Source organism: Rhodoligotrophos appendicifer, assembly GCF_007474605.1.
GTDB classification, from domain to species: Bacteria; Pseudomonadota; Alphaproteobacteria; order Rhizobiales; family Im1; genus Rhodoligotrophos; species Rhodoligotrophos appendicifer.
Window position 1 is genome coordinate 508,421 of sequence record NZ_VHKL01000001.1, and the last position, 24,472, is coordinate 532,892.

Annotated in this window: 21 protein-coding genes; 17 read left to right on the top strand and 4 right to left on the bottom strand. The window is 57.3% G+C overall.

Going from position 1 to position 24,472, the window contains the following annotated elements:
* Positions 1-27: 27 nt before the first annotated feature.
* Together FKM97_RS02370 and FKM97_RS02375 are read left to right on the top strand one after the other, a co-directional pair.
* On the top strand, positions 28-855 hold the full coding sequence (locus FKM97_RS02370; RefSeq protein ID WP_143957522.1) for a hypothetical protein: 828 nt from the start codon (positions 28-30) through the stop codon (positions 853-855).
* A gap of 47 nt (positions 856-902) precedes the next feature.
* Positions 903-2,996, top strand: coding sequence for a molybdopterin-containing oxidoreductase family protein (locus tag FKM97_RS02375; protein WP_143957523.1), 2,094 nt, complete (start codon positions 903-905; stop codon positions 2,994-2,996).
* Here the strand turns inward: FKM97_RS02375 and FKM97_RS02380 are convergent.
* Genes FKM97_RS02380 through purM form a run of 3 tightly spaced genes read right to left on the bottom strand, consistent with a single transcriptional unit; the run spans position 2,993 to position 5,449 of the window.
* A complete protein-coding gene (locus tag FKM97_RS02380) occupies positions 2,993-3,691 on the bottom strand; it encodes a glutathione S-transferase family protein (RefSeq protein ID WP_143957524.1) in 699 nt (232 codons plus the stop codon). The two genes, FKM97_RS02375 and FKM97_RS02380, sit on opposite strands and share 4 nt — an antisense overlap.
* Positions 3,688-4,359: a phosphoribosylglycinamide formyltransferase gene (gene purN / locus FKM97_RS02385; RefSeq protein ID WP_143957525.1), complete on the bottom strand. Its 672-nt coding sequence runs from the start codon at positions 4,357-4,359 to the stop codon at positions 3,688-3,690. Before purN ends, FKM97_RS02380 begins: the two co-directional genes overlap by 4 nt.
* A 4-nt stretch (positions 4,360-4,363) precedes the next feature.
* Positions 4,364-5,449 carry a phosphoribosylformylglycinamidine cyclo-ligase gene (gene purM, locus FKM97_RS02390; RefSeq protein ID WP_143957526.1) on the bottom strand — a complete coding sequence of 362 codons (1,086 nt, stop codon included), beginning with the start codon at positions 5,447-5,449 and terminating at the stop codon, positions 4,364-4,366.
* Positions 5,450-5,466: 17 nt separating this feature from the next.
* Here purM and FKM97_RS02395 point away from each other — a divergent pair, with 17 nt between their 5' ends.
* The 6 genes from FKM97_RS02395 to ppx all read left to right on the top strand — a co-directional run bounded on the left by FKM97_RS02395 (position 5,467) and on the right by ppx (position 13,079).
* Entirely contained in the window at positions 5,467-6,690 is a 1,224-nt protein-coding gene (locus FKM97_RS02395; protein ID WP_143957527.1) for a DUF2066 domain-containing protein, read from the top strand.
* Between the two features lie 70 nt (positions 6,691-6,760).
* Positions 6,761-7,297, top strand: a complete 537-nt coding sequence (locus tag FKM97_RS02400; RefSeq protein ID WP_143957528.1) for a CDP-alcohol phosphatidyltransferase family protein — start codon at positions 6,761-6,763, stop codon at positions 7,295-7,297.
* Positions 7,298-7,315: 18 nt separating this feature from the next.
* Entirely contained in the window at positions 7,316-8,470 is a 1,155-nt protein-coding gene (locus FKM97_RS02405; RefSeq protein ID WP_143957529.1) for an AI-2E family transporter, read from the top strand.
* 109 nt (positions 8,471-8,579) lie between these two features.
* Positions 8,580-9,173: a P-loop NTPase family protein gene (locus FKM97_RS02410; RefSeq protein ID WP_143957530.1), complete on the top strand. Its 594-nt coding sequence runs from the start codon at positions 8,580-8,582 to the stop codon at positions 9,171-9,173.
* A gap of 93 nt (positions 9,174-9,266) precedes the next feature.
* On the top strand, positions 9,267-11,555 hold the full coding sequence (locus FKM97_RS02415) for an RNA degradosome polyphosphate kinase (RefSeq protein ID WP_143957531.1): 2,289 nt from the start codon (positions 9,267-9,269) through the stop codon (positions 11,553-11,555).
* Positions 11,556-13,079: an exopolyphosphatase gene (ppx, locus tag FKM97_RS02420; RefSeq protein ID WP_143957532.1), complete on the top strand. Its 1,524-nt coding sequence runs from the start codon at positions 11,556-11,558 to the stop codon at positions 13,077-13,079.
* Here ppx and FKM97_RS02425 read toward each other — a convergent pair.
* Positions 13,076-13,822 (bottom strand): HugZ family pyridoxamine 5'-phosphate oxidase, encoded by a 747-nt coding sequence (locus tag FKM97_RS02425; protein WP_143957533.1) that lies wholly within the window; start codon positions 13,820-13,822, stop codon positions 13,076-13,078. The two genes, ppx and FKM97_RS02425, sit on opposite strands and share 4 nt — an antisense overlap.
* 199 nt (positions 13,823-14,021) lie before the next feature.
* Between FKM97_RS02425 and FKM97_RS02430 the strand changes: the two genes are divergently transcribed.
* The 9 genes from FKM97_RS02430 (at position 14,022) to FKM97_RS02470 (ending at position 24,471) form a co-directional block, all read left to right on the top strand.
* A complete protein-coding gene (locus FKM97_RS02430) occupies positions 14,022-14,720 on the top strand; it encodes a response regulator transcription factor (protein WP_143957863.1) in 699 nt (232 codons plus the stop codon).
* 34 nt (positions 14,721-14,754) lie between these two features.
* Positions 14,755-16,548: a sensor histidine kinase gene (locus FKM97_RS02435; protein ID WP_143957534.1), complete on the top strand. Its 1,794-nt coding sequence runs from the start codon at positions 14,755-14,757 to the stop codon at positions 16,546-16,548.
* Positions 16,460-17,020 carry an HPr kinase/phosphorylase gene (locus FKM97_RS02440; protein WP_143957535.1) on the top strand — a complete coding sequence of 187 codons (561 nt, stop codon included), beginning with the start codon at positions 16,460-16,462 and terminating at the stop codon, positions 17,018-17,020. Before FKM97_RS02435 ends, FKM97_RS02440 begins: the two co-directional genes overlap by 89 nt.
* Positions 17,021-17,132: 112 nt before the next feature.
* Positions 17,133-17,537 (top strand): PTS sugar transporter subunit IIA, encoded by a 405-nt coding sequence (locus FKM97_RS02445; RefSeq protein ID WP_143957536.1) that lies wholly within the window; start codon positions 17,133-17,135, stop codon positions 17,535-17,537.
* Positions 17,538-17,559: 22 nt separating this feature from the next.
* The gene (locus FKM97_RS02450; RefSeq protein ID WP_246104896.1) at positions 17,560-17,850 is read left to right on the top strand and encodes an HPr family phosphocarrier protein; all 291 of its coding nucleotides are present in this window, start codon (positions 17,560-17,562) and stop codon (positions 17,848-17,850) included.
* A 129-nt stretch (positions 17,851-17,979) separates the two neighbouring features.
* On the top strand, positions 17,980-19,380 hold the full coding sequence (ahcY, locus tag FKM97_RS02455; RefSeq protein WP_143957538.1) for an adenosylhomocysteinase: 1,401 nt from the start codon (positions 17,980-17,982) through the stop codon (positions 19,378-19,380).
* Positions 19,381-19,661: 281 nt separating this feature from the next.
* The gene (locus FKM97_RS02460; protein ID WP_170240706.1) at positions 19,662-22,163 is read left to right on the top strand and encodes a sensor histidine kinase; all 2,502 of its coding nucleotides are present in this window, start codon (positions 19,662-19,664) and stop codon (positions 22,161-22,163) included.
* Between the two features lie 2 nt (positions 22,164-22,165).
* Positions 22,166-23,698 (top strand): tRNA (adenosine(37)-N6)-threonylcarbamoyltransferase complex ATPase subunit type 1 TsaE, encoded by a 1,533-nt coding sequence (tsaE, locus tag FKM97_RS02465; RefSeq protein WP_143957540.1) that lies wholly within the window; start codon positions 22,166-22,168, stop codon positions 23,696-23,698.
* Between the two features lie 80 nt (positions 23,699-23,778).
* Complete coding sequence (locus tag FKM97_RS02470; protein ID WP_143957864.1) at positions 23,779-24,471, top strand: nucleotidyltransferase family protein; 693 nt, start codon at positions 23,779-23,781, stop codon at positions 24,469-24,471.
* Position 24,472: the final 1 nt, after the last annotated feature.

Genomic DNA, 24,472 nt, shown 5'->3' on the forward strand with positions numbered 1-24,472 from the left:
CTTAATCACTTCGATATGATCAACAAAATGAATTATCCCTCGGAGATCGCTGATAGATTCATGGTTTTTGCTGGCGGCACGCGTGTCGAGTCTTGGGAAACTGTGTATTGGTACAAAGGGAGATATTGGGTTTTTCAACCGGGGGAAACCTTTCAGGAAAGAGTCAACGCGGCGGAGAACTTTGCCACTCTCTGGACAGAGGCGCATGGAAACCAAGGCTCCGTTCAGTTCAGGTATATGTTGGGTGATGAATCGGTCGCGGTTCTGTTGCCGCCCATCGGAGATCACATCGCTGCCGGTGGAGGTTTTTCATATCCCTCGACTGTTCCGACCCGAGCTGAAATCATCACGTCGCGAAACTATTACATCTGGGACGAGTGGAAAGTCTTCAGGCATGGCGAGGATGTTTACCGACTCTGCGAAACGCGAGACGAAGCCGTCGCAGCCCAGATGGCTTGGGAAGAGACGCGAGCTCAGTACCCGAACCTGAAGATTTCGGAGATCGTGGAGTTCCCCGACGGAGGCTTCGCTCTGAAGACTTTCTTTGAGCAGCCCACTGGCGACGTCTGGCTGAGGGAGACGAAAATACAGCTTGCGATCAACGAGTTGCACCGCGAGGTGAACGAGTTGAAATCCAAACCCGCTAATGGTCAGGAACCAACCGTGGAATCGCCTAACCGAAATGCGGACCAGTCTGCCGACGCGCGGGAACCACAATCTGTCGGGCAAGTCGATCCCAGCGTGGTTTCCCGCCGAGAACTCTTACCAATTCCCGAAGAGACGGACGCTGAAGCCCCTGACCACCTCATGCACCAACACCATGCCGACCCCCTTTCGAGCATGATGATTGGATAAGGAAGCGGCTTGGCGTTATGATTGTGGGGTTGACCAACGGAAACGCCATGAACATCCGCCAAAATGTCAAGATCGGCCATACCGCATGTCCGCATGACTGCCCCTCCACCTGCGCGCTCGACGTGGAGCTCTTCGACGATAGAACGATCGGTCGTGTGCGGGGCGCGCAAGACAATGACTACACGCTTGGGGTGATTTGCGCGAAAGTCGCGCGCTACGCCGAGCGGATCCATCACCCCGACCGATTGACCAAACCTTTGAAACGCAAAGGAAGCAAAGGCTCTGGCGAGTGGATGGAAATCGGCTTCGATGACGCCCTGGACGAGGTTGCCGAGGCCTTCATAAAGGCAGAAGCGACCTATGGCGCAGAGTCGGTGTGGCCGTATTACTACGCGGGCACCATGGGCCTCGTCATGCGGGACGGGATCAATCGTCTCCGCCACGTGAAAAACTATTCCGGCATGTACGACACGTTCTGCGTGACCCTGTCTTGGCCCGGGATGTTGGCAGGGGTGGGCAAACTTGCAGGCCCTGATCCACGTGAAATGTCAAAGTCCGACCTTGTGGTGATCTGGGGCACGAATCCGGTCAACACCCAGGTAAATGTGATGAGTCACGCCCTCAAGGCGCGGAAGGAACGCGGCGCGAAGATTGCCGTGGTCGACATTTATGAAACCGCGACGATCAAACAGGCGGATATCGGCCTGATCATCCGGCCTGGAACCGACGGTGCACTAGCCTGCGCGATAATGCATGTGCTGTTCAGAGACGGCTATGCGAACTGGCCATATCTTGAAAAATACTCTGACTGCCCTCGCGACTTCGAGGCTCACCTGAGAACTCGCACGCCGGAATGGGCGGCCGCCATTACGGGGGCCAGCGTAGAGGAGATCGAGAGCTTCGCCCGCGTCATCGGCGAACGCCCGCGCGCCTTCTTTCGGATTGGCTATGGATTTTCCCGATCGCGCAACGGTTCGGTGAACGTTCACGCCGTGACCTGCATACCGACCGTTACGGGCGCGTGGCTGCACGAAGGCGGCGGCGCCCTTCATTCGAACAGCGCCATCTATCATATGAAGAAATCCATGATTGAAGGCCTCGATGCCATGGATCCTTCCGTCCGCATGCTTGAGCAGGGGCGGCTCGGAGCGGTGCTGCTGGGTGATGAGAACGATCTTCGTGGCGGCCCGCCCGTCAAGGCGATGCTGTTCCAGAACACAAATCCCGTTTCTGTGGCTCCCGATCAGACCCGGGTCAAGCAGGGCATGGCGCGAGAAGATCTGTTCGTCTGTGTCCACGAACAGTTCATGACGGAAACGGCCCAGATGGCCGATATCGTGCTCCCCGCAACCATGTTCATGGAGCACGATGACATCTATGTCGGGAGCGGGCATCAGTATCTGATCGCCGGTCCGAAAATTGTCGAGGCGCCGGGCGAATGCCGCTCGAATCATGATGTGATCAGCGGCCTCGCCGGCCGACTTGGCGCTGAACACCCCGGCTTCAAGATGAGCCCAAGGGAACTGATCGACTGGACTCTGAAGGAGTCAGGCTGGGGAAATATAGAAACTCTCGAGAAGCAGAAATGGATCGATTGCCAGCCGGACTTCGAGACAAGCCACTTCGTGAAGGGTTTCGGGCAAAAGGGAGGGAAGTTCAGGTTCAGGCCGGAATGGCGGAAGCTGAGCCATCGGCCGCGGACGAATGGACCTCTTGGGCCCATTGACGACATGCCGGAGTTCCCTGATCACTGGGCGGTGATCGAAGAAGCGACCGAAAGCCACCCATTTCGCCTGGCAACGAGCCCTGCGCGAAGCTTTTTAAATTCCACGTTCAACGAAACTCCAACGTCGGTGCAGAAGGAGGTTCGGCCTGAACTGCTCATCAATCCAGCCGACGTAAGCCGCCTGAATCTGGTCGACGGTCAGAAAGTGAAGGTGGGAAACGACCGGGGAACCGTTACTCTCCACGCGAAGTCGTTCGCAGGGGTGAAGCCGGGAGTTGTGATCGCTGAATCGATCTGGCCTAACTCCGCCTTTGAAGACGGCCAGGGCATTAACACCTTGACGGGAGCCGACCAACCGGCGCCGCTGAGCGGCTGCGCGTTCCACGACAACCGAGTCTGGATCAGAGCCGCTTAGGGAAAGTATTTCGCCTTCAGCCGTTCGCAATAAGCCACCAGATTGGGCTTTGCGAGTGCGGCCTTCTTCAACGGGCTCTCGAAAGGTGCATCGACGATCGACGCAGTCATCGCATAGACCGAGGCATCCGCCGAGCTGGGCTTATCGCCCATGAAGAAGGGCTTATCGCCGAGCCAGACGGCCACGGTATCAATATCGGCGGATCCCATTTCATAAATTTCCGCGGCGGAATGTCGACCGAGGCCGTGGCCTTTGAGCTGAGACCGGATCTGGCCGCGTGCCACCGGGGGAATGATGAACTTCAAGGGTCCGGGAAGATTCGTGAAGAATGTGCTTTTCACGATGGGCCATCCCGCATCATCGATCCAGCGGGAGTAGACGCCGGCCCAGTAGAGATGCTCATCGACCAGGGAACTAAAAGCATGAGCAGCGGCTCTGTCAGACGCGGATAATCCCTCGTCGAAATCAATCCCATACTTTCGTTCTAGATGACGGCGGATGTAGAACGTATCGGCGATTTCCTTGCCGTCATCCTCGATCACCGGCAACTTGCCCTTGGGAGTTTTCCTGGGATCGTCGATGTCGACGGTTTTGTACTCAATGCCCCCCATCTTTAACAACAGATGCGTCTTCACGCAGAACGGACTGCCACTGGGTTGGCCGAAAGCGGCCTGAAACTGCTTGAGGATGATCATTGGGCACTCGCAAGTTTGACTGTTGCCGGCGAGAATAAGGCAGGTTGCTCCCGCTCAACACCGACATAGCTGATCTTATCATCGGTAATGGAGATCTTCCCTGCAGCAAGAAGCTCCAGGGAGCAGGGATAGAGCAGATGCTCCGCCCGAAGGATGCGCGCCGCCAAGGTCGCTTCTGTATCGCTCGAGAGAACGGGTACAGCCGCCTGCGCAATGATCGGCCCGGTATCGACATCGTCTCTGACGAAATGAACGGTACACCCGGAGATGCGCCCCCCCTCCGCGAGAACCCGCTTATGGGTGTCGAGCCCCGGGTAGGACGGCAACAGCGAAGGGTGGATGTTTATCATCCGATTATGCCAGCTCTTCACGAAGTCGGGTGAAAGCACCCGCATATATCCCGCGAGACACACCAGTTCGATTTCGGCCGCGCGGAGATGCCCATCCATGACCTGGTCGAAATGCCCACGATCTTTGGTGAGTTTGTGATCCAAGGCGACGGTCTTCACACCGTCCGCCTCGGCACGCCGCAAACCCTCGGCCTCTGGCCGGTTGGATATCACCAGAGCGATCTCCGCCGGATAATCTGGGTGAGCCGCAGCGCTGAGAAGAGCACCGAGATTGCTCCCCCGTCCGGAGATCAGAACCCCCACCCTCAACTTCCCCACGAGATCAGACCTCCAGACGCAGGTCGCCGCGGTAAATCACACTGTCCCCGCCTGCGCGGTCGACGATATGGCCGACCTCGAACACAGTTTCGCCACTGGCGCGAAGATGCGCGGTGACGTCGGAAGCCGACTCGGCCGCAACCACGACGATCATGCCAATGCCGCAATTGAAAGTGCGCAGCATCTCGGCGGGTGCAATGCCGCCGATTTTTGCCAACCATCGGAACACTGGCGGCACCTCCACCGAATCGAGGGTGAAGACCGCAGACAAATGCTTGGGCAGAACCCGAGGCACGTTTTCAGTGATGCCACCCCCTGTAATATGGGCCAAGGCTTTGATCGCTCCGGACCGTCGAAGGGCTTCCAGAATGCTGCGGACGTAAATTCGCGTGGGCGTCAACAACGCTTCCGCTAGGCTCACCTCGTGAGCAAAGGGAGCTGGTGCCGCGTAATCGAGCCCTTGGTCCAGCACGAGCCTTCGAATGAGCGAATAACCGTTGGAATGCGCCCCCGACGACGCAAGACCGAGGATGATGTCGCCTTCATTGACATCGATTCGTGGCAAGAGGCGGCTGCGCTCGACCACACCGACGGCGAAACCAGCCAGATCGTAGTCGGCACCAGCATACATGCCGGGCATTTCCGCTGTTTCGCCCCCTATCAGCGCCGCGCCCGCCTGGCGACAGCCCTCCCCTATCCCGGCGATGATCTGACGCCCAACCGAAACGTCCAGGTGTCCGGTCGCAAAATAATCCAGGAAGAAGAGGGGTTCGGCGCCTTGTACGATCAGATCGTTGACGGACATCGCCACGAGATCAATTCCAATCGTCTCATGACGGCCACTATCGATGGCGATCTTGAGCTTCGTGCCAACTCCATCATTGGCGGCCACGAGAACCGGATCCTGGTAGTTTAGCGATTTGAGATCGAAAAGGCCGCCAAACCCGCCCAATGCGGCATCGGCCCCCGGACGGGCCGTGGATGCCGCGATGGGCTTTATCGCCTCAACAAGCGCGTTCCCTGCATTGATGTCGACGCCGGCATCACTATAGGTGTAGCTGTTGGGGTTGACGGTCGATTGATTGGCCATAGTGACCGGGACCCTTGATGATCGAAGTCGTGATTGCAATCTCTGGCGAGAACAAGCAGAAAAGCGCGCTTCGCACAAGCTTGCGGGTGGGGCGAGGAAAGGTTCTACGACAGATGGCGTCTCTCTTGATCCCTGGGCCCTCCCCGGTCTCGTGCGCGCTGCGCGCCGCGACGACAGGATTAATTTTCGCATTGGTGGCGGTCGGGGCGCTTCTCTCGTGGACGCCGACAGCCTACGCCGACCCCTATACTGTCTCCGACGTGGAAGTGGACGCCAAGGCCAAGGATGCGCAGGCCGCCAAGCTGAAGGCTATCAGTGAAGCCCAGGTCAAGGCATTTCAGGAGATGATCCAGCGGATTGCCTCCGCTGATCAGGCTGCCCGTTTGTCCACCCTCGATCCCGGGAAGATTGGCCGCTTGATGTCCAGCATGTCGGTTCAGAAGGAACAGACGGGCCCGGGCCGCTACATTGCCACCCTGACCATCAGCTTTCTCCCCAACAAAGTGCGCCAGCTTTTGGAAACTCAGGGCGTCGAGTTCAGCGAGAATCAAGCACCACCGACGACGGTCGTTCCGGTTTGGATCGGACGTGACGGCGCCGTACTCTGGAACGGTGATAATCCTTGGCTAACAGCCTGGCGCAGCTTGGATTTGAAGAACACGGTTGCGCCGGTCATCTTGCCCTTGGGGGATGCGGTCGATCAGGCGTCGATAACCACCGATCAAGCCGCCGTCAGTGATCCCGGCGCCCTGAGTGCCGTGGCTCAACGCTACCATACGGACACAGTCCTCGTAGCTGCGGCGGAGCTTGTTGCAATCAACGTGATTCGCGTAACCGCAAGCGGCCTGAGCGCCGCCGGACCCGTCGCCTTCGACAACACATTCAATATCACCGATGGTAATCTGCAACAGGCAGCACTGGCGGGAGCCAACGCCGTCATGTCCTCCATACAAGAACAGTGGAAGTCGACCGGCGCACAGCGTTTTCAGCCAGCCGTCCCGGCGCAGAAGATAAAGCTTGCAGTCCCGTTTACCTCGCTGGCGGAATGGAATTCCATAAGGTCTCGCCTGATGGCCACCTCCGGCATCCAAAGTGTCGATGTGCAATCACTATCGGGGACGGGTGCGATCACGACTTTAGAGTTCAAGATGACCATGCCGGAGTTGCAGGATGGACTGGCCCGCAACGGCTTCGTCCTCTCGGCAGTCGGTGACACTTGGGTGCTGCAGCCACGACGCTGAGAGGGATTTAAAGATTTTCTACCGCATCACGTTCGCCTGATGTGATTGAACCTTATCAACGAGCTCTGGCGTGACAATACCGAATATCATCACGATCGGCCGGATTCTGCTCGTCCCCTTGACCATATGGCTAATCTTTACGAGCCAGTTTCTCATCGCTTTTATCGTCTTTCTGGCGGCCGGGATCAGCGATGCTGTCGATGGCTTCATTGCAAAACGATACGGCTTGACCACCGAACTCGGAGCGTATCTAGACCCTCTGGCTGACAAGCTGTTACTTGTCAGCATCTACGTCTCGTTGAGTATTCTCAGCACTTTGCCTCTTTGGCTTGTGATCCTCGTCGTGAGTCGTGACATACTGATCATCGGCGCGGTGATGCTGTCATGGGTCCTGGACAAGCCAGTACAAATGCGGCCGCTGTGGATCAGCAAGTTCAACACAACCGCTCAGATCCTTTTGGCAGGAATGATCTTGGCCGTCCTGGGCCTTGGGGCGAATCTTGGTATCTTTACGACGGCGGCGGTCTACGGCGTGGGAGCACTGACGGTTCTGTCCGGCGCCGCCTATATGCGAGAATGGGTTCGGCACATGGCGAACGGCGTCTAGAAATCCTCTGAGGACCTGATGGTGTTGCATCGGCAAATGATCTTCTGGATCGCAGCGTTAGTCGCGATGATCCTGATGCTGTACATATTCAGCACCATCCTGCTGCCGTTTATTGCAGGCTTCGCGATTGCCTATTTCCTGGATCCCGTTGCCGACTGGCTTCAACGTCGCGGAATGAACCGTCTGGCTGCGACGTTTACGATTCTTCTCCTGTTCATTCTTCTCATCGTCGTGGTGGCCCTCAGCCTCGTGCCGACCCTGAGCGAGCAGCTCTCAGGTCTGGCTCAGAAACTGCCCGACTACATCAAGTCACTTATCGACCTCTATCAGCGAGTCGCACCCGACTGGCTCAAGGACGTCTTCACGTCCCCCGACCAACAACAGCTGACAAGCAACCTTTCCGATGTGGCTTCCAAAGGAGCGGGATGGCTTGCAACCATCCTGTCGTCGCTATGGTCGGGTGGGATGGCGGTCATCAATATTGTCTCGCTTCTCGTGATCACCCCGATTGTCGTCTTCTACATGCTGAACGATTGGGACCGCATGGTCGCAATGATCGACGCACTGCTCCCGAGAGGTCACGTTGAGACGATCCGGGGTCTTGCCCGCGAAATGGACCGGGCCGTGGCGGGCTTCATTCGCGGACAGGGGACCGTCTGCCTCGTCCTGGGATCGTTTTATGCCGCGGCCCTGACGGCGGCAGGCCTGAGCTTCGGACTGCTCATAGGCATTACCGCCGGCATTTTGAGCTTCATCCCTTATGTCGGGTCCATAACCGGTTTCGTTCTTTCAATAGGCATGGCCCTGGTTCAGTTCTGGCCAGAATGGACCATGGTCCTGGTCGTATTCGGCATTTTCGTTTTTGGACAGTTCGTCGAAGGTAATTTTCTGCAGCCGGTGCTCGTAGGAGATAGGGTAGGTCTCCACCCCGTCTGGTTGATGTTTGCCCTGTTTGCCTTCGGCTATCTCTTCGGATTTGCCGGCCTGTTGCTCGCCGTCCCGTTGGCAGCCTGTGTTGGCGTTTTGGTTCGTTTCGCTGTCCGAAGATATAGAGAGAGCCCTCTATATCTGGAGCCAGATACCCTCGCATTGGCAACGGGCGAGCAAGGGTTGCCACCCTTACCGCCCTCCAAGTCCGTCGTTCAGATCACTCACGGCGAGGAGGCGCGCTGAAGTGCCGGAGAATTCGAGAGTGGTAGGTCGTGCAAGTCAGCTTGCACTGAAGCTACCCTTTCGACCCGCGATGAACCGCGAGGATTTTTTGGTAGCGGAGAGCAATCGTATGGCGGTCGATGCGATCGATCGCTGGCCTGCTTGGCGCGCCCGTACTCTTGTTCTGGTTGGTCCCGAAGGGAGTGGGAAAAGTCATCTGGCCCGGGTCTGGCGGATGAAGTCCGGGGCGACCCTGGTCACGTCCCCGGAGCTGACGATCGATAATGTGCCAGACCTCTCGCGGAACGGCGCCGTCATCGTTGAAGACGCCCCCTTCGAACTCGAAGAGCGGGCCCTGTTTCATCTCATCAACATGACCAAGGAGAATGGTGGCCATCTCCTGATCACCTCGCGAAGCTTTCCGGCCCACTGGGACATAAAGCTGCCCGATCTTGGCACACGATTGAAGGCTGTCGAGCTTGCATCGCTGCAGCCCCCTGATGATCAGCTGCTTCGATCCGTGCTGGTCAAGCTCTTCGGCGATCGCCAGCTCTTAGTAAACGACTCGGTGCTCGAATACCTTCTGATGAGAATGGAACGGTCGGGGGCTGTCGCCAAGATCCTTGTCAACGCGATCGATAGAGTGAGCTTGGAGCGTCATGCCCCTGTCACAAAGGCTCTTGTACGACTTGTACTCAAGGAGACCGAGGTAAGATCGGATTGACCGGCGACGTGCCGCAACAGAATAAGATTGCATTCTCACCGGGTCGGCACGTCTGCTTATTGTGACGGTCGCATTGTCGGAAAGGTAACACGAATGAGCGCTGGCATCGCCAAGGGAACAAGGGATGAAGTTGCCTTCCTCGAAAAAGAGGATGGTGACCTGGCTCAAAGGGAAGCGATCGCCTCTCCCGTTGTGAAGACGATCATTCCGTCCATCGCCGCCGACAGCCCCGACCGTTTTATCAATCGCGAAGTGTCGTGGCTCGGCTTCAATTTCCGGGTTTTGGGTGAGTCGAAGAACCTGAACCATCCACTGTTGGAGCGTCTTCGCTTTCTCTCAATTTCAGCCAATAATCTTGATGAATTCTACATGGTTCGAGTGGCCGGATTGATCGGCCAGATTCGCGCGGGCGTCAGCGCCGTCAGCGAGGATGGCCTGACCGCAGCCGAACAGCTCGAGAAAGTGCGGGTTCTGGCCCAGGAACTCATGACGCAGCAGGACGATCATTGGCTCACCTTACGCCGGGAGCTTGCTGAGGCGGGAATTCATCTTGTCGACCCTGTGGAAATTACCGCGGAGGAAAGAGTTGAGCTGGAGCTCCGTTTCCTCGAACATATCTTCCCCATCCTCACCCCCATTGCTATTGATCCCGCCCATCCCTTTCCGTTCATTCCCAACAAGGGCCTGACATTCTGCCTGCGCTTGCGGAGATCATCGGACGAACACAGCATGAATGCGCTCATTCCCATCCCGGGAATGCTGGAGCGCTTCCTTCGACTTCCGGGATCGACCTCTCCCGAGTCTGGGTCGGCCACGGTTCGCTTTATCCGCCTTGAGGATGTCCTCTCAATCTTCGTCTCTCGGCTGTTTCCAGGATATGAGATTCTCGGCAGAGGCGTCTTCCGGGTGATCCGTGACAGCGACCTCGAGATCGAGGAAGAGGCTGAAGACCTGGTTCGCGAATTCGAAAGCGCCTTGAAGCGGCGCCGACGCGGCTCAGTCATCCGCCTGGAAATGGAAGCCGCCATGCCGGAGAAGCTCAGCGATTTCATCGCCGAGGAGCTCAGGGTCGCCCAGGAGAACATTGTTCGATGTGGCGGGCTGGTAGGCTATGCCGATACGTCCCAGCTCATTCTTGACGAACGCCCGGACCTGAAATTCAAGCCCTACAATCCCAGGTTCCCCGAGCGCATTCGAGACCTTGGCGGCGACTGCTTTGCGGCGATCCGGCAAAAAGACCTGATCGTCCACCATCCCTATGAATCCTTCGACGTCGTCGTCCAGTTCCTTCGGCAGGCCGCCGAGGATCCCGACGTGGTGGCGATTAAGCAGACGCTCTATCGGACCTCACCGGGCTCGCCGATTGTGGCCGCTCTGGCCAAGGCGGCAGAAGCCGGCAAATCGGTGACGGCCATTGTGGAACTCAAAGCACGTTTCGACGAAGCTGCAAATATTCAATGGTCTCGCGATCTTGAGCGCGCCGGTGCCCAGGTGGTGTACGGCTTCCTGGAGCTCAAGACGCACGCCAAAGTGTCTCTCGTGGTTCGACGGGAAGGCAGCGGGTTGCGCACCTATGTCCATTTCGGAACCGGCAACTATCATCCCATCACTGCAAAGGTTTACACCGACCTCTCATTCTTCACCTGTGATCCAGCCATCGGTCGGGACGCTATAAAGCTGTTCAACTTCATTTCCGGTTATGCACCGCCCACGGATTTGGAAGAAATCTCGATCTCGCCGCTCAATCTTCACACGAAGATCCTGAAAAGCATCGATGAGGAAATCCAACACGCTCGTGCCGGTAGACCGGCTCAGATTTGGGCGAAACTAAACTCGCTCGTGGACCCGGAGGTCATCGATAAGCTGTACGAGGCGAGTGGAGCGGGCGTGCAGATCGATCTTGTCGTGCGAGGAATTTGCTGTTTGAGGCCTGGCGTGCCTAAACTTTCCGAGACCATCCGCGTTAAAAGCATTATCGGACGTTTCCTGGAACATTCGCGCATTGTTTGCTTCGGGGCCGGTCATGGCCTGCCGTCTGACAAGGCGAAAGTCTATATCTCCTCTGCGGACTGGATGCAGAGAAATTTACACCGCCGATGCGAGACCATGGTCCCTATCCACAACTTGACGGTGCATCAACAGGTGCTGGATCAAATCATGATCGCTTCATTGCAGGATAATCAGCAGAGCTGGGAACTTCTGCCCGATGGCCGCTCGCGGCGGATCGAGCCGGGGCCGACAGATGAATTGTTCAATGCGCATGAATATTTTATGACCAATCCGAGCCTTTCGGGGCGGGGCAGTTCTCTCAGGGACAGTCTGCCTCCAGCGTTAATTCACAGGATCTCTCAGCATGCGAGGGCGGTACAGGGCGGACAATAGGTGAAACGAAAGAAACTGGCCCGGGCAGAACCGCCAAAATATCAGCCCGTCGGAATCGTCGATATCGGTTCGAATTCCGTGCGTCTCGTGGTTTACGATGGGCCAAATCGTGCACCGGCACCGATTTTCAACGAGAAGATCGCTTGCGGGCTAGGCCGCGGTTTAGCGCTCACCGGGCGACTGAGCGACGATGCGACACAGCGAGCTGTCAAAGCGCTGCGCCGTTTCCGTCTGCTTTGCGAACAGATGGGCGCTGAGAAGATCTACGCGGTGGCTACGGCTGCAGCCCGGGATGCGGAGAACGGGCCCAATTTCATCGAAATGGCCACGGAGGCTCTGGGTCACCGCATCAATGTTCTCTCCGGTAAGAAGGAGGCGGAACTCGCTGCGCGGGGCGTCCTTTCGGGCATTCCTGACGCTGACGGGATTGTCGGCGACCTCGGCGGGGGCAGCCTCGAACTCGTTGAGGTCAAGGATGGGGAAATTACCGACGGCGTCACCGTACCTCTCGGGCCACTCCGCCTGATGGACTTGTCGGGAAACTCCATGGAGAAAGCCCGCAAGATCGTCGACGATACCTTTGCGGATCTCCCGATCCTCCAACGTCAGAAGGGCCGATCATTCTACTCGGTCGGCGGCACATGGCGAAATCTGGCCAAGCTTCACATGGCGCAGACGAACTACCCTCTGCAGGTGCTTCATCATTACCGCATGACCAGACCGGCCGCCCGTAGCCTCGCTTCCTTGGTGAGCGGCCTGTCAGCAGACACTGTGCGTGAGATACCGGCAATTCAGAAAACGCGTGCCGACACCCTGCCCTACGGTGCCCTCGTACTGGACCGGATGCTCAAGAAGGGCAAGGCAAAGGACGTCATCGTTTCTGCATTCGGCCTTCGCGAAGGCTTGATTTTTTCGAAGCTGGAGAAGAACAAGCGCAAACGCGATCCGCTCATCGTCGCCTGCATCGACTTTGCTCGCCGGTATGCGCGGTCTGTTGAACACGAATATGAGCTCTGTGATTGGACGGACCAGCTTTTCGGTGGTCCCACCGACAAGGAGACTCCAGAGGAACAGCGACTGCGGTACGCCGCATGCTTTTTGGCAGACATCGGCTGGCGAACTCATCCGAACTACCGCGGGGAGCGAAGCGTATCCCTGATCTCCCAGGCCTCCTTTGTTGGCGTCGACCATCCTGGCCGCATCTTTCTCGCCTTCACAGTCTTCTTCCGCTACGAAGGTCCTCTCAGCGACTCGGCGCCGCAAGACCTCATGCGCATGGTGGATGACGACGTGATCGCTCGTGCCCGCCTGATCAGCGCGGCCCAAAGATTGGCTTATGTCATGTCTGGTGCAATGCCGGGAATGCTGCCACGCATCGGCTTGAGCATGGAAACACCGAAAGCCCTAACGCTCACTGTTCCAAAAAGTCTGGAGCCCTTGCTCGGAGAACGCGTCGAGCGTGCATTCTCCGAACTTGCCTTACTCGCCGGCCGGGCGCCCCTGACCAAAATTGTTGACGACTAAACCACTGGAAGGGTTTCTAAGGCTCTGGCCTTCTTGACCAGATCGACCAGATTTTTGCGGACCTCCCCTGCATCTTTGGCTGGTCTCTCGAAAGCGAGCCGGACGCACTCCTGTCCCTTGACAAGGTCGCACCCATCGGGATCGCAACCCGTCATCTTCCAGTCACCGGGTTCGGCACCCATTAATTTAACTGCGTACAGTGCAACCGCATCGCTGTGATCTTCGTTCATATGGTCGATGATACCGCTTTCGGCGGCTGCGACGGCTTCGTGCTGGGCACCGTCCAAAATGAATTCGCCCGCTGGGAAGGTGACGATGCGTCCGAAGCCGCCAATGGAGTGGCCGCCTTCGACATGCAGTTTGTAAAGAGAGAAATCTTTGGACCCGATGTAGAAATCCGAGGCAGGTTGGTGGGCTAGAAACCTTGCCTTCGATAGACTGTCAGTCACGGGAGCGACAGTGCCCCATAGGGAAACCCGGATGCCTTCGAGAGGATCGCCGCTCGGCCCCGTACCGTCGATCAGCAGGGAGGCTCTCTCATCGCGCTTCAAATTCTTGGTATGCCAAGCCAAGTCCGAGAGCAGCAGGATGGGCGTGCCAAACGAATCCGTTGCGACCGTGACAAGGGTGACCAGGGGCGCACCGCCGTCTTGCTGGATTGTGCCCAAAGCTCCTTTCCTTGCCGATCTAAGGAGATATCTGGCTGATTCACCTGGAGATTTAGTAACGGTTTGTTCTTCCAATTGTATGCCTCCTGGTACGCGCAATAGTTGCGTTACATCATTGTCGTAGGGTATAGATCGCCAGCTGCGTTATTGTCGCGTTATCAGTTTCATTCATGTGCCAGTCATTTCAGCCTTTGTAACGCATGATATGCGCCACATTTTACCCTTGTTCGCCCACTAGAGCGCTTTGATAGGATCCATGGCCATGGGCAAAAAGATGCCGATAATCGCACTGGTCGATGACGACCGGCACATTTTGACCTCGGTGAGCATGGCCCTCGAGGCTGAGGGCTACCAGACTCAGACCTATGCCGACGGGGTCGCCGCACTGAAGGGCCTGGAGGATAACCCTCCTGACGTGGCCATCTTCGACATTAAGATGCCGCGGATGGATGGAATGGAGCTTCTGCGTCGGCTTCGCCAGCGGACGGATATGCCTGTCATCTTCCTCACGTCGAAGGACGACGAGATCGATGAGCTTTTCGGTCTTAAAATGGGCGCTGATGATTACATCAGGAAGCCCTTCTCTCAACGACTGCTGATCGAACGCGTTCGTGCGGTTCTGCGGCGCTCCCAGCCTCGTGAGGCGTCCGCGACTGGTGACACCACCGCGAAGAAGATCGAGCGCGGGGCGTTGATCATGGATCCTGAACGCCATTCCTGCACCTGGAACGGCAAAGGCGTGACCTTGACGGTCACGGAGTTTTTGATCCTTCAAGCTCTTGCTCAGCGCCCCGGCGTGGTGAAGAGCCGAGATGCGCTGATGGATGCGGCCTATGATGATCAAGTGTATGTCGACGACCGCACCATCGACAGCCACATCAAAAGACTGAGAAAAAAGTTTAAGGTCACTGACGACGACTTTGATGCCATCGAGACGTTGTATGGTGTTGGCTACCGCTTCAAGGAAATGTAAAGCGGTCCTTGTCTAGAGGGCCAAGCGCAAAAAGATGGTTGCAGAAGTCCGGCACGAATCCGGTGTTGATGACGATGATCGCGCATTGGATGCGGTCGAACGGCGTGATCAGCTCTCGGCGGCTCGGTCATTCTTCACCTTAAGTCCGTCCAGTCTCACCGCTCGCATCATCCTGCTGAACATCGCAGGATTGATCATCCTCGTGTCCGGCATTCTGTACTTCAACCAGTTTCGGCAAGGCCTCATCGACGCCCGCGTCCAGAGCTTGATGACCCAGGGCCATATCATCGCCGGCGCCATCGCGGCCTCTGCGACGGTTGATACGGACTCGATCGTCGTGGACCCTGACCGCCTGCTGGATCTTCAGACAGGCAATCGGTCAGGGCCGGACGCCGACGAATCCAGAAGTTTCGAATTTCCGATAAACCCGGAGAGAGCTGGCCAGATTCTCCGACGCCTGATTTCTCCCACCAAGACCCGCGCTCGCATTTATGATCGTGAGGGCATCCTGGTCGTCGATTCTCACTATCTCTATGGCCGCGGCGAGATCCTGCGCTTCGAACTTCCCCCGCCAGATAGTTCGCCGCAGAGCGTTGTCATCGACCTCTGGCATGGCTTTAACAACTGGCTGTTTTCAAACGAATATCCGCTCCAGAAGGAATACGGAAATGACAACGGGAAGGATTTTCCGGAAGTCACTGCATCGCTGAACGGTGCGGCCGTCAGCGTCGTAAGGGTCAACGAAAAGCACGAAATCATCGTTTCTGTGGCAGTGCCGATCCAACGCTTCAGAGCTGTCCTCGGCGCCTTGGTGCTCTCCACCCAGGGCGGCGACATCGACGACACCTTGCGTGGGGAGCGACGCATAATTCTCTTCACCTTTATGTTCGCTGCGCTCGTGACTGTGCTTCTGTCGGTGCTGCTGGCAGGCACCATCGCGGAACCGATCCGACGTCTGGCTTTGGCGGCCGAGCGGGTCCGGCATGGGGTGAACAAGCGCGTGGAGATCCCGGATTTCTCATCTAGGCGGGATGAGATCGGGCATCTGTCGATCGCCCTGCGTGACATGACCAATGCCCTCTATAGCCGCATCGCGGCCATTGAGAATTTTGCAGCCGATGTCTCGCACGAACTGAAAAATCCTCTCACATCGTTGCGCAGCGCCGTCGAAACACTGGACTACATCAAGAATGATGGTCAGCGGCAGCGTCTTCTCGCTATCATCAAGGACGACCTGAAGCGGCTGGATCGGCTGATCACGGATATCTCGGATGCCTCGCGCCTGGACGCGGAATTGGCTCGTTCCGAGTCCAGGACCATCGATATCGTTGAACTGCTTAACATGGTGATCAGCATTGCGAATGAAACGCGCAATGGCGATCAGGCGGAGATCGTTCTCCGGATCATTCCACCTCCTGACAATGTTGAAGATGCCTTCCTTGTAACGGGGCATGACATCCGGCTAGGTCAGGTCATTCGCAATTTGTTGGACAATGCTCGCTCGTTCTCGCCCGCTGACAGCACCATACGGGTGCGCCTGCGCCGCGTGAGTGGTGAAGTGGAGATTTGTGTCGACGACGATGGTACCGGCATCCGCCCCGAAAGCATGGACAAGATCTTTGATCGTTTCCACACCGATCGTCCCGAGGGGTCATTCGGTCAGAACAGCGGTCTTGGCTTGAGCATTTCAAAACAGATCGTCGAGGCTCATCGCGGCAGGATCTGGGCCGAGAACCGATATGGGCCGCCTTCCGGCGAATTCGGCGAGAAGCCGGTCCTCGGGGCGAGGTTCCTGGTGCGCCTGCGTCCCATCGACAACGACGAGTGATCCTGTGCAGAACGATGCGCAGACGCTTTGTCATGCCACGTGCGTAGCTTATGGCAGGCAGGCTATTTTAATCATCGGTCCGTCCGGCTCTGGCAAGTCGGACTTGGCACTCCGCCTTCTTGATGGGCCGCCTCTAAGGAGGGATGGTCTAGAGTTCCATCCTGCCTTGGTGAGTGATGACCAAGTCCTTCTTCAGCTGGGAGGTGATGAACTTCTCGCCTCCGCTCCGGCGTCCATCCGCGGTAAGCTGGAAGTCAGAGGCCTTGGTATCGTCGATCACTTTCCCTTGTGCGCATCCGCTGGCGTGCGTGCCGTTGTCACACTGGTGCCCAATGCCCAGGTCGAGCGAATGCCAGATTTTTCGGCTGTTCGCTGGCAAATGAGCGGCGTATCCTTGCCTCTTCTACACATCGATCCGTGGCAGGCCTCTGCCACGGTGAAGATCCGGACGGCACTTCGCACTCTCTGTTGATTGAGAATTCTGGCAGCCTTGCTTACAGGACGCATATTATTGCATGCGCACGCCCTTGCGGACATGATACGGCCTCTTCGCCGGGCGGGTTGATGAAATAGAGAGTGACTTGATGATCGGACTGGTATTGGTAACCCACGGCCAGCTGGCGGCGGAATTTCGCGCTGCCATGGAGCATGTGGTTGGTCCTCAGTCCCAGGTCGAAACAATCTCCATTGGTCCTGATGACGACATGGAGAAGCGTCGCGCCGACATCCTGGCGGCTGTAGGTCATGTGGACACGGGAGAGGGTGTTATCCTTCTCACGGACATGTTTGGTGGCACACCTTCAAATTTAGCCATCTCAATCATGCAGAGTGCCAAAGTCGAGGTCATCGCCGGGATCAATCTTCCTATGCTGATCAAGTTGGCGAGCGTTCGCAATGACATGAGCATTGCGGAGGCCGTCGAGCAGGCGCAGGATGCCGGCCGCAAATACATCAACATCGCCAGCCGTGTCCTTTCCGGAGACGTCTAATCCACACGGCAATCGAAAAATCATGAACAACAAAACGGAATCGGGCTTCCTTGGAAGGGAGCTCACGATCATTAACAGTCGCGGACTTCATGCACGCGCCTCGGCGAAATTCGTCAAATGCGCCGAAAAGTACAACGCCGACGTTACCGTGACGCGCGATGGTCAGACGGTTGTGGGAACGTCGATCATGGGCTTGATGATGCTTGCAGCACATCCTGGCTCGAAGATTCTGGTATCAGCCACGGGGCCAGAGGCAGTCGACGCGCTGAATGCCCTCCAGGATCTCGTCGAGGCAAAATTTCACGAAGATTGAGGGCATGGAGATATAAAGACTTCTTTATATCTTTTATTGCCCTCTCCCCCAGCTCTTGCTATACCCCGTGCGCTGAATTGGCGCTCGATCTGCGCGCCGTTGGTGTCACCAGATCCTGAGGTCTCAGACATGAGTTCGTTCAAAGATTACATCGTCAAGGACATTGCACTCGCCGATTGGGGCCGCAAGGAGATCCAGATGGCTGAAGTGGAAATGCCGGGATTGATGGCGATCCGCGAGGAATTCGGCCCCCAGCAGCCGCTGAAGGGCGCTCGCATCGCGGGCAGCCTGCACATGACCATCCAGACTGCGGTTCTGATCGAAACGCTCGTGGCCTTGGGCGCAGAAGTCCGTTGGGTGTCGTGCAACATCTTCTCGACGCAAGACCACGCTGCGGCGGCCATTGCGGCGGCTGGCATCCCGGTCTTTGCGGTCAAGGGGGAGACACTTGCGGAGTATTGGGATTATTCAGACAGAATTTTTGATTGGGGAAACGGTGAAACCGCCAACATGATTCTCGACGATGGTGGCGACGCAACCATGCTCGTCCTCTTGGGATCGAAGGCTGAAACTGACCCTTCCGTGTTGGCGTCGCCGGCGAATGAAGAAGAGGAATGCCTCTTTGCGACGATCCGCCAGCGGCTGGAAAGCAATCCTGGCTGGTTCTCGAAGGTGAAAGCGACCATCCGCGGTGTCTCTGAAGAGACCACGACGGGTGTCCACCGACTTTATGAATTGCAGAAGAAGGGTGAGCTTCCGTTCCCCGCCATCAATGTCAACGACAGTGTGACGAAGTCCAAGTTCGACAATCGCTATGGCTGCCGCGAGTCCCTGGTCGATGGTATCCGTCGTGCGACCGACGTAATGATGGCCGGCAAAGTTGCCGTCATTTGTGGCTATGGCGATGTGGGCAAAGGCTCCGCGCAGAGCCTGAGTGGCGCTGGCGCCAGGATCATCGTGACCGAGATCGACCCCATCTGCGCCCTCCAGGCCGCTATGGACGGTTACTCGGTCATGACGCTGGAAGATGCCGCACCCTTTGCCGATATCTTCGTGACGGCCACCGGCAACAAGGATGTGATCACCCTTGATCACATGCGCCAGATGAAGGACATGGCGATCGTCTGCAACATTGGTCATTTCGACAACGAGATACAGATCGGGACGCTCAAGAACCTCAAGTGGGATAATGTGAAACCGCAAGTGGACATGGTTCACTTCCCGGATGGCAAGCGCATGATCCTGCTCTCAGAAGGGCGCTTGGTTAACTTGGGCAATGCTACTGGTCATCCAAGCTTTGTCATGTCCGCGTCGTTCACCAATCAGGTATTGGCGCAGATTGAACTCTGGAATGGCGCCGGCACCTACAGCAATGAAGTCTATGTGCTTCCCAAACACTTGGACGAGAAGGTGGCTCGCCTTCATCTTGCCAAACTTGGCGTGAAGCTTACCGAGCTCACATCCGAGCAGGCCAGCTACATCGGCGTTAACAAACAAGGTCCGTTCAAGGCCGATTATTACCGGTACTGATGCTAATCAGCATCAAGGGAATGATGGCCACGGAAGCTTGAAACCCTAGGGTTTCTGTGGCTCACCTCCTGCTTGGGGAGGTAAGCGCAATCCTGTCGGTCATTGCTTGTATGTTGGGCAATTAACCAATTCCCTGTATACCTCTGCTTATCGTTTTGCGCGTGATTCGCGCCTTCAGCGTGTGTATCGCGTAGGGCTGCGGGCTCGTGAGATCGCGCCTTAGAGGCTTATCAAGGGGAAGTGGCCGGGCTCCGATGGTGTTGACGGGCGCAACACAAGCCATGGCTTCGTCGCGTTGGCTGCTGCCAACGGTGCAGCTTGTAGGCTCCGTACTGGTTCTATCCGCTCTTCCTGCTCGAGCGGAACTGAGCCTGCCGTCCACCGTTCGGGTGGTGGGCGACACCGAGTTGATCTGGCTCGGCGTCGCAGTTCTCGTCTTCGCGATATTCCTTTGGGCATTGCTGGCGACTTGGCGGCTAGAGCGAAAGCTTGGCAAGGAGCGCAGACGCAGAGCGGAGCTTGAGGCCCAATTAAACGATGCTGAGGCAGCGTTATCGGCTGAACCTCATCTTCTGTTCATCTGGCGCGGCGGTAGCGAAGCCGTTGAGCGGATTGTCGGGGACATGCGCGAGACATGCACCTGCCCGCTGGACCGGCAGGCGCAAGCTGACTTTGAAAGCTGGCTGGAACTGGAATCCGTTGCCACTCTTGGGGAGGCCTTGAGGGATCTCAAGTCGCGGGGGACGGCATTCAATATCGGCGTAAAGACCCTTGCTGGAGAACTGCTCGAGGCGGATGGACGCGCGGCAGGCGGCTTGGCAACGCTTCGGCTTCGCCCACTCGCGGGGGAACGACGCGAAATCACAAAACTCGCCCATGAGAGCCGAAAGCTGGCGCGCCAAGTGGAGCGCCTCACGGCAATCCTGGATAATGCTCCGTTACCGATCTGGCTGCGCGATGAAGAGCACAGGCTGACTTGGGCCAATCAGGCCTATGTCCAGGCAGTGGATGCCGAGACGATATCCACAGTTCTCGCCGCAGGAATAGAGCTCGTAAACCCCGAACGAAAACTGAACGCCCGCCTCGCCGCGAATGGGCGTTCTCAGGGTGCAGTCGATCGTCGGCGAAGCCACACGGTGATCAATGGGACGAAGCGAGCCCTTGATGTGGTCGAAGTCGCCGTGACCGACGGTGAGGCTGGTTTCGCACTCGATGTCACCGCCCTGGAAGACGTCGAGAGGGAGCTGAAGCGTCATATAAGAGCTCATGCGAGCACCCTGGACAAGCTCACGACCGCCATTGCCATTTTTGGTCAGGATCAGCGGTTGCGATTCAGCAATTCGGCGTTCGCAAAACTATGGCGGCTGGACACTGAATGGCTTGCGACCAACCCGAGCGATGGGGAGATCCTCGATCGCCTGAGGGAGGAAAGAAGCTTACCCGAACAGGCGAACTATAGAGATTGGCGTGCCCGGCATCTCGATGTCTATAAATCCATCGATACGAGAGAGGATTGGTGGCATCTGCCAGATGGCCGGACGTTGCGCGTCATCGCTGAGCAACATCCCTTTGGGGGCGTGACTTATCTGTATGAGAACATTACCGAGCAGATCCGGCTCGAAAGCCAATACAACCAACTGATCGATGTTCAGAGAGAAACTCTGGATAATCTCCACGAGGCCTTGGCCCTCTTCGGCACAGATGGGCGACTGAAACTATTTAATCCCGCCTATTCGGCGTTGTGGGGCCTCGATACGGACTTTTTAGCCTCCGAACCCCACATCGATGCGGTCTTCTCTGTCTGTCGTCAGCGCTTGCCCGATGATTTGATGTGGGATGAGCTGAAATATGCCGTGACCTCCGTCGATGACGATCGACGACCTCTCCAGGGTCGGATCGAGCGGCCGGATGGCAATATTTTTGATTTCTCGCTCGTGCCTCTCCCCGATGGCAACACGTTGCTGACTTACACCGATGTGACGGATTCATCGCGGATCGAACGGGCATTGCGTGAGCGCACCGATGCTCTGGAAGCGGCTGACCGCCTCAAGACTGATTTCCTCCAGAACGTGTCCTATGAATTGCGAACGCCCCTCACGAACATCATCGGATTCGCTGACAGCCTGTGCTTGGGGCTGGCTGGTGAGTTGCTGCCGAAGCAGCGCGAATATACGAACGACATTCTCGTTTCCTCTGCCGATCTCCTGAGTATCATTGACGCAATCCTTGATTTGACGACGATTGATGCCGGTGCCATGGAGCTCCGGTTCGAAGAAGTTGAAATTACAGAATTGATGACCGATGCAGCTCAGATGCTGCGCTCTCGCATAGAGAAGCGCGGCATCACACTGCAAGTTGAGATCCCCGAAGCTGCGGGAACCTTCATCGCCGACAAGAAGCGTCTCAAGCAGATCCTCTTCAACCTCTTGTCCAACGCGATCGGCTTCAGCCTGGATCACAGCACAATTCGCATGGGAGCGCGCCGCGAAGGTGACGACGTCGTAATGTGGGTGAGTGACCTCGGGAAAGGCATGGATCCCGAATTCCAGAAGGCTGCCTTCGAGCGGTTCAAGTCACGCCCCGGCATTTCTGGTCACCGAGGACCGGGACTGGGTCTGTCCCTCGTCAAGAGCTTCGTCGAGTTGCATGATGGGACGGTGTCCTTGCGATCCCGGCTCGACAAGGGGACGACGGTGATCTGCCGGCTGCCATCACGGGGGCCGCGATCCTATCTTCATCGGAACAGCCTGGCAGAGAGACTGCCAAAAGTTCGCGCGTTGTGACGATGCCGACCGAGAAGATCACGCTTGAAGACGTGAACGCAACCGAGATTTTCGGTCAGGAAATTGCGGGCATTGTCCAACCGGGGGACGTCATTCTCCTGAGCGGCGATCTGGGAGCCGGCAAGACCAGTCTGGCTCGTTCCATCATACGGGCGCTCGCGCCTGCCCATGGCGACTTCGAGGTTCCAAGCCCGACATTTACCCTTGTCCAGAGCTATGATTTCACGCGGGTTCCAGTGAACCACGTCGATTTGTACCGAGTGGGCGGCTCAGAGGAAGCTCGTGAACTCGGGCTGGAAGAGCGCCAAAGCGAAATGCTGACCCTGGTGGAGTGGCCCGACCGCGCAAACGGACTGTTCCGCGACGATCACCTGGAGATCACCCTTCATGAGGCCCTGAGCGGTAACGCCCGCTTGGCGACCGTCGCCGGGAGCGGTAGGTGGCGTGAAGTTTTACCGCGCATGGCGAAACTGCGGGGTTTTCTGGAGTCAGCCGGTTGGGGCTCTGCTCACAGGCACTTCCTCCAAGGGGATGCCTCGTCGCGCCGCTACGAGCGGCTGTCACACCCGGATGGCCGGTCAGCAGTCCTCATGGACATGCCCCCGAGACCAGATGGACCTCCCGTTCGAGACGGCCTTCCATACAGTAAAATAGCGCATCTTGCCGAAGGCGTCCGTCCATTCGCCGCGATCGGAAGTCTGCTGCGGAGCCAAGGGCTGAGCGCACCAGCTGTCTACGACATGGATTTGGACGAGGGATTTCTCCTTTTGGAGGACCTTGGCGATTCTGTCTACAGCCAGATATCCGCCGAGAAATTCGACATGTCGGCGCCCATGACCGCGGCCGTAGACGTATTGCTCAGTCTGGCCTCTGCGAGAATACCCGACCGCATTTCTTTACCGGATGGCTCCGAATTTGCCATTCCTCCATATGACAGGCGAGCCCGAGAAATCGAGGTCGAACTTTTACTCGACTGGTACTTTCCGACTGTGAAGGGACATGCGGCATCAGGCGAGCTTCGCACCTCTTTTCTGACGGGATGGCGCAAACTATGGCCGGCAGTCGAGCTTGATGAACCAACCCTGGTCCTGCGAGACTACCACTCGCCGAACCTCCTCTGGCTGCCACAGCGCGAGGGGTTGGCCCGCGTTGGTATCATCGACTATCAGGACGCCATGATCGGCCATGCGGCTTATGATCTTGTGTCCCTCTTGCAAGACGCTCGGATTGATGTGTCCGCAGCGACGGAGACGGACCTGCTCGATTATTATTTGGCGGGGCGGCAGACTTCACGCGATGATTTTGATGCCGAACGGTTCCTGACCGCCTATGCCATCATGGGCGCCCAGCGAGCAGCAAAAATACTTGGCATATTTACGCGCCTCTCAAAGCGCGACGGAAAGCATGGGTATCTTCGCCATATGCCCCGCATCCGGCGCTATCTCGCCAGGAACCTCCGTCATCAAAACCTCAATGAGCTCCGTCACTGGTTCGAACATCATCTGCCGGAAGCATTGATCGAAGCTTCATCGTGAGGTCTAGCGTGTATCGAACGGAAGCACAGACTAAAGACGCAAAGCGGAAAACGAAGCCTGCCTTGATCGTGACCAACGCGATGGTTCTTGCGGCGGGCATGGGCCAGAGAATGCGGCCGCTCACCAACGACCGGCCCAAGCCCCTCGTTCCCGTCCTGGGCCGCCCGCTCCTGGAACACGTGCTGCAGCGGTTGGTCGAAGACGGGATCACGACCGCCGTCATAAATGTCCATTATCTCGCAGAACAGATCGAGCGATACGTCGAGGACATCAGTCGTCCCAAGATCATTATCTCCGATGAGCGGTCGATGCTGCTGGACACGGGCGGTGGCACTGCACGCGCTTTACCTCTTCTGGGTGACGGCCCCTTTGCAGTCGTCAACTCCGACAGCGCATGGATCGAGGGCGCCAAGCCAGCGCTGCAGCGCCTGCGCGAGCATTGGCGCGACGAAGAGATGGACTGCCTCATGCTCTTGGCGAGCACGGTAACCAGCATAGGCTATGATGGCGCCGGGGATTTCACCATGGACCCGTCTGGGCGGCTCGTTCGGCGGGCGCAGGGCGAGGTCGCGCCTTTTGCCTTTGCAGGCGTGTATATTGTGCACCCCCGACTTTTCCGTGATGCGCCCGACGGTGCCTTTTCGATGAATGTCTTGTGGGATCGTGCGATAGAGGCCGGACGCCTTTTTGGCCTGCGCCATGACGGCGTCTGGCTTCACGTGGGCACTCCCCAGGGCTTGATCCTGGCAGAGCAGGCTCTGCAGAAAGTGTAAT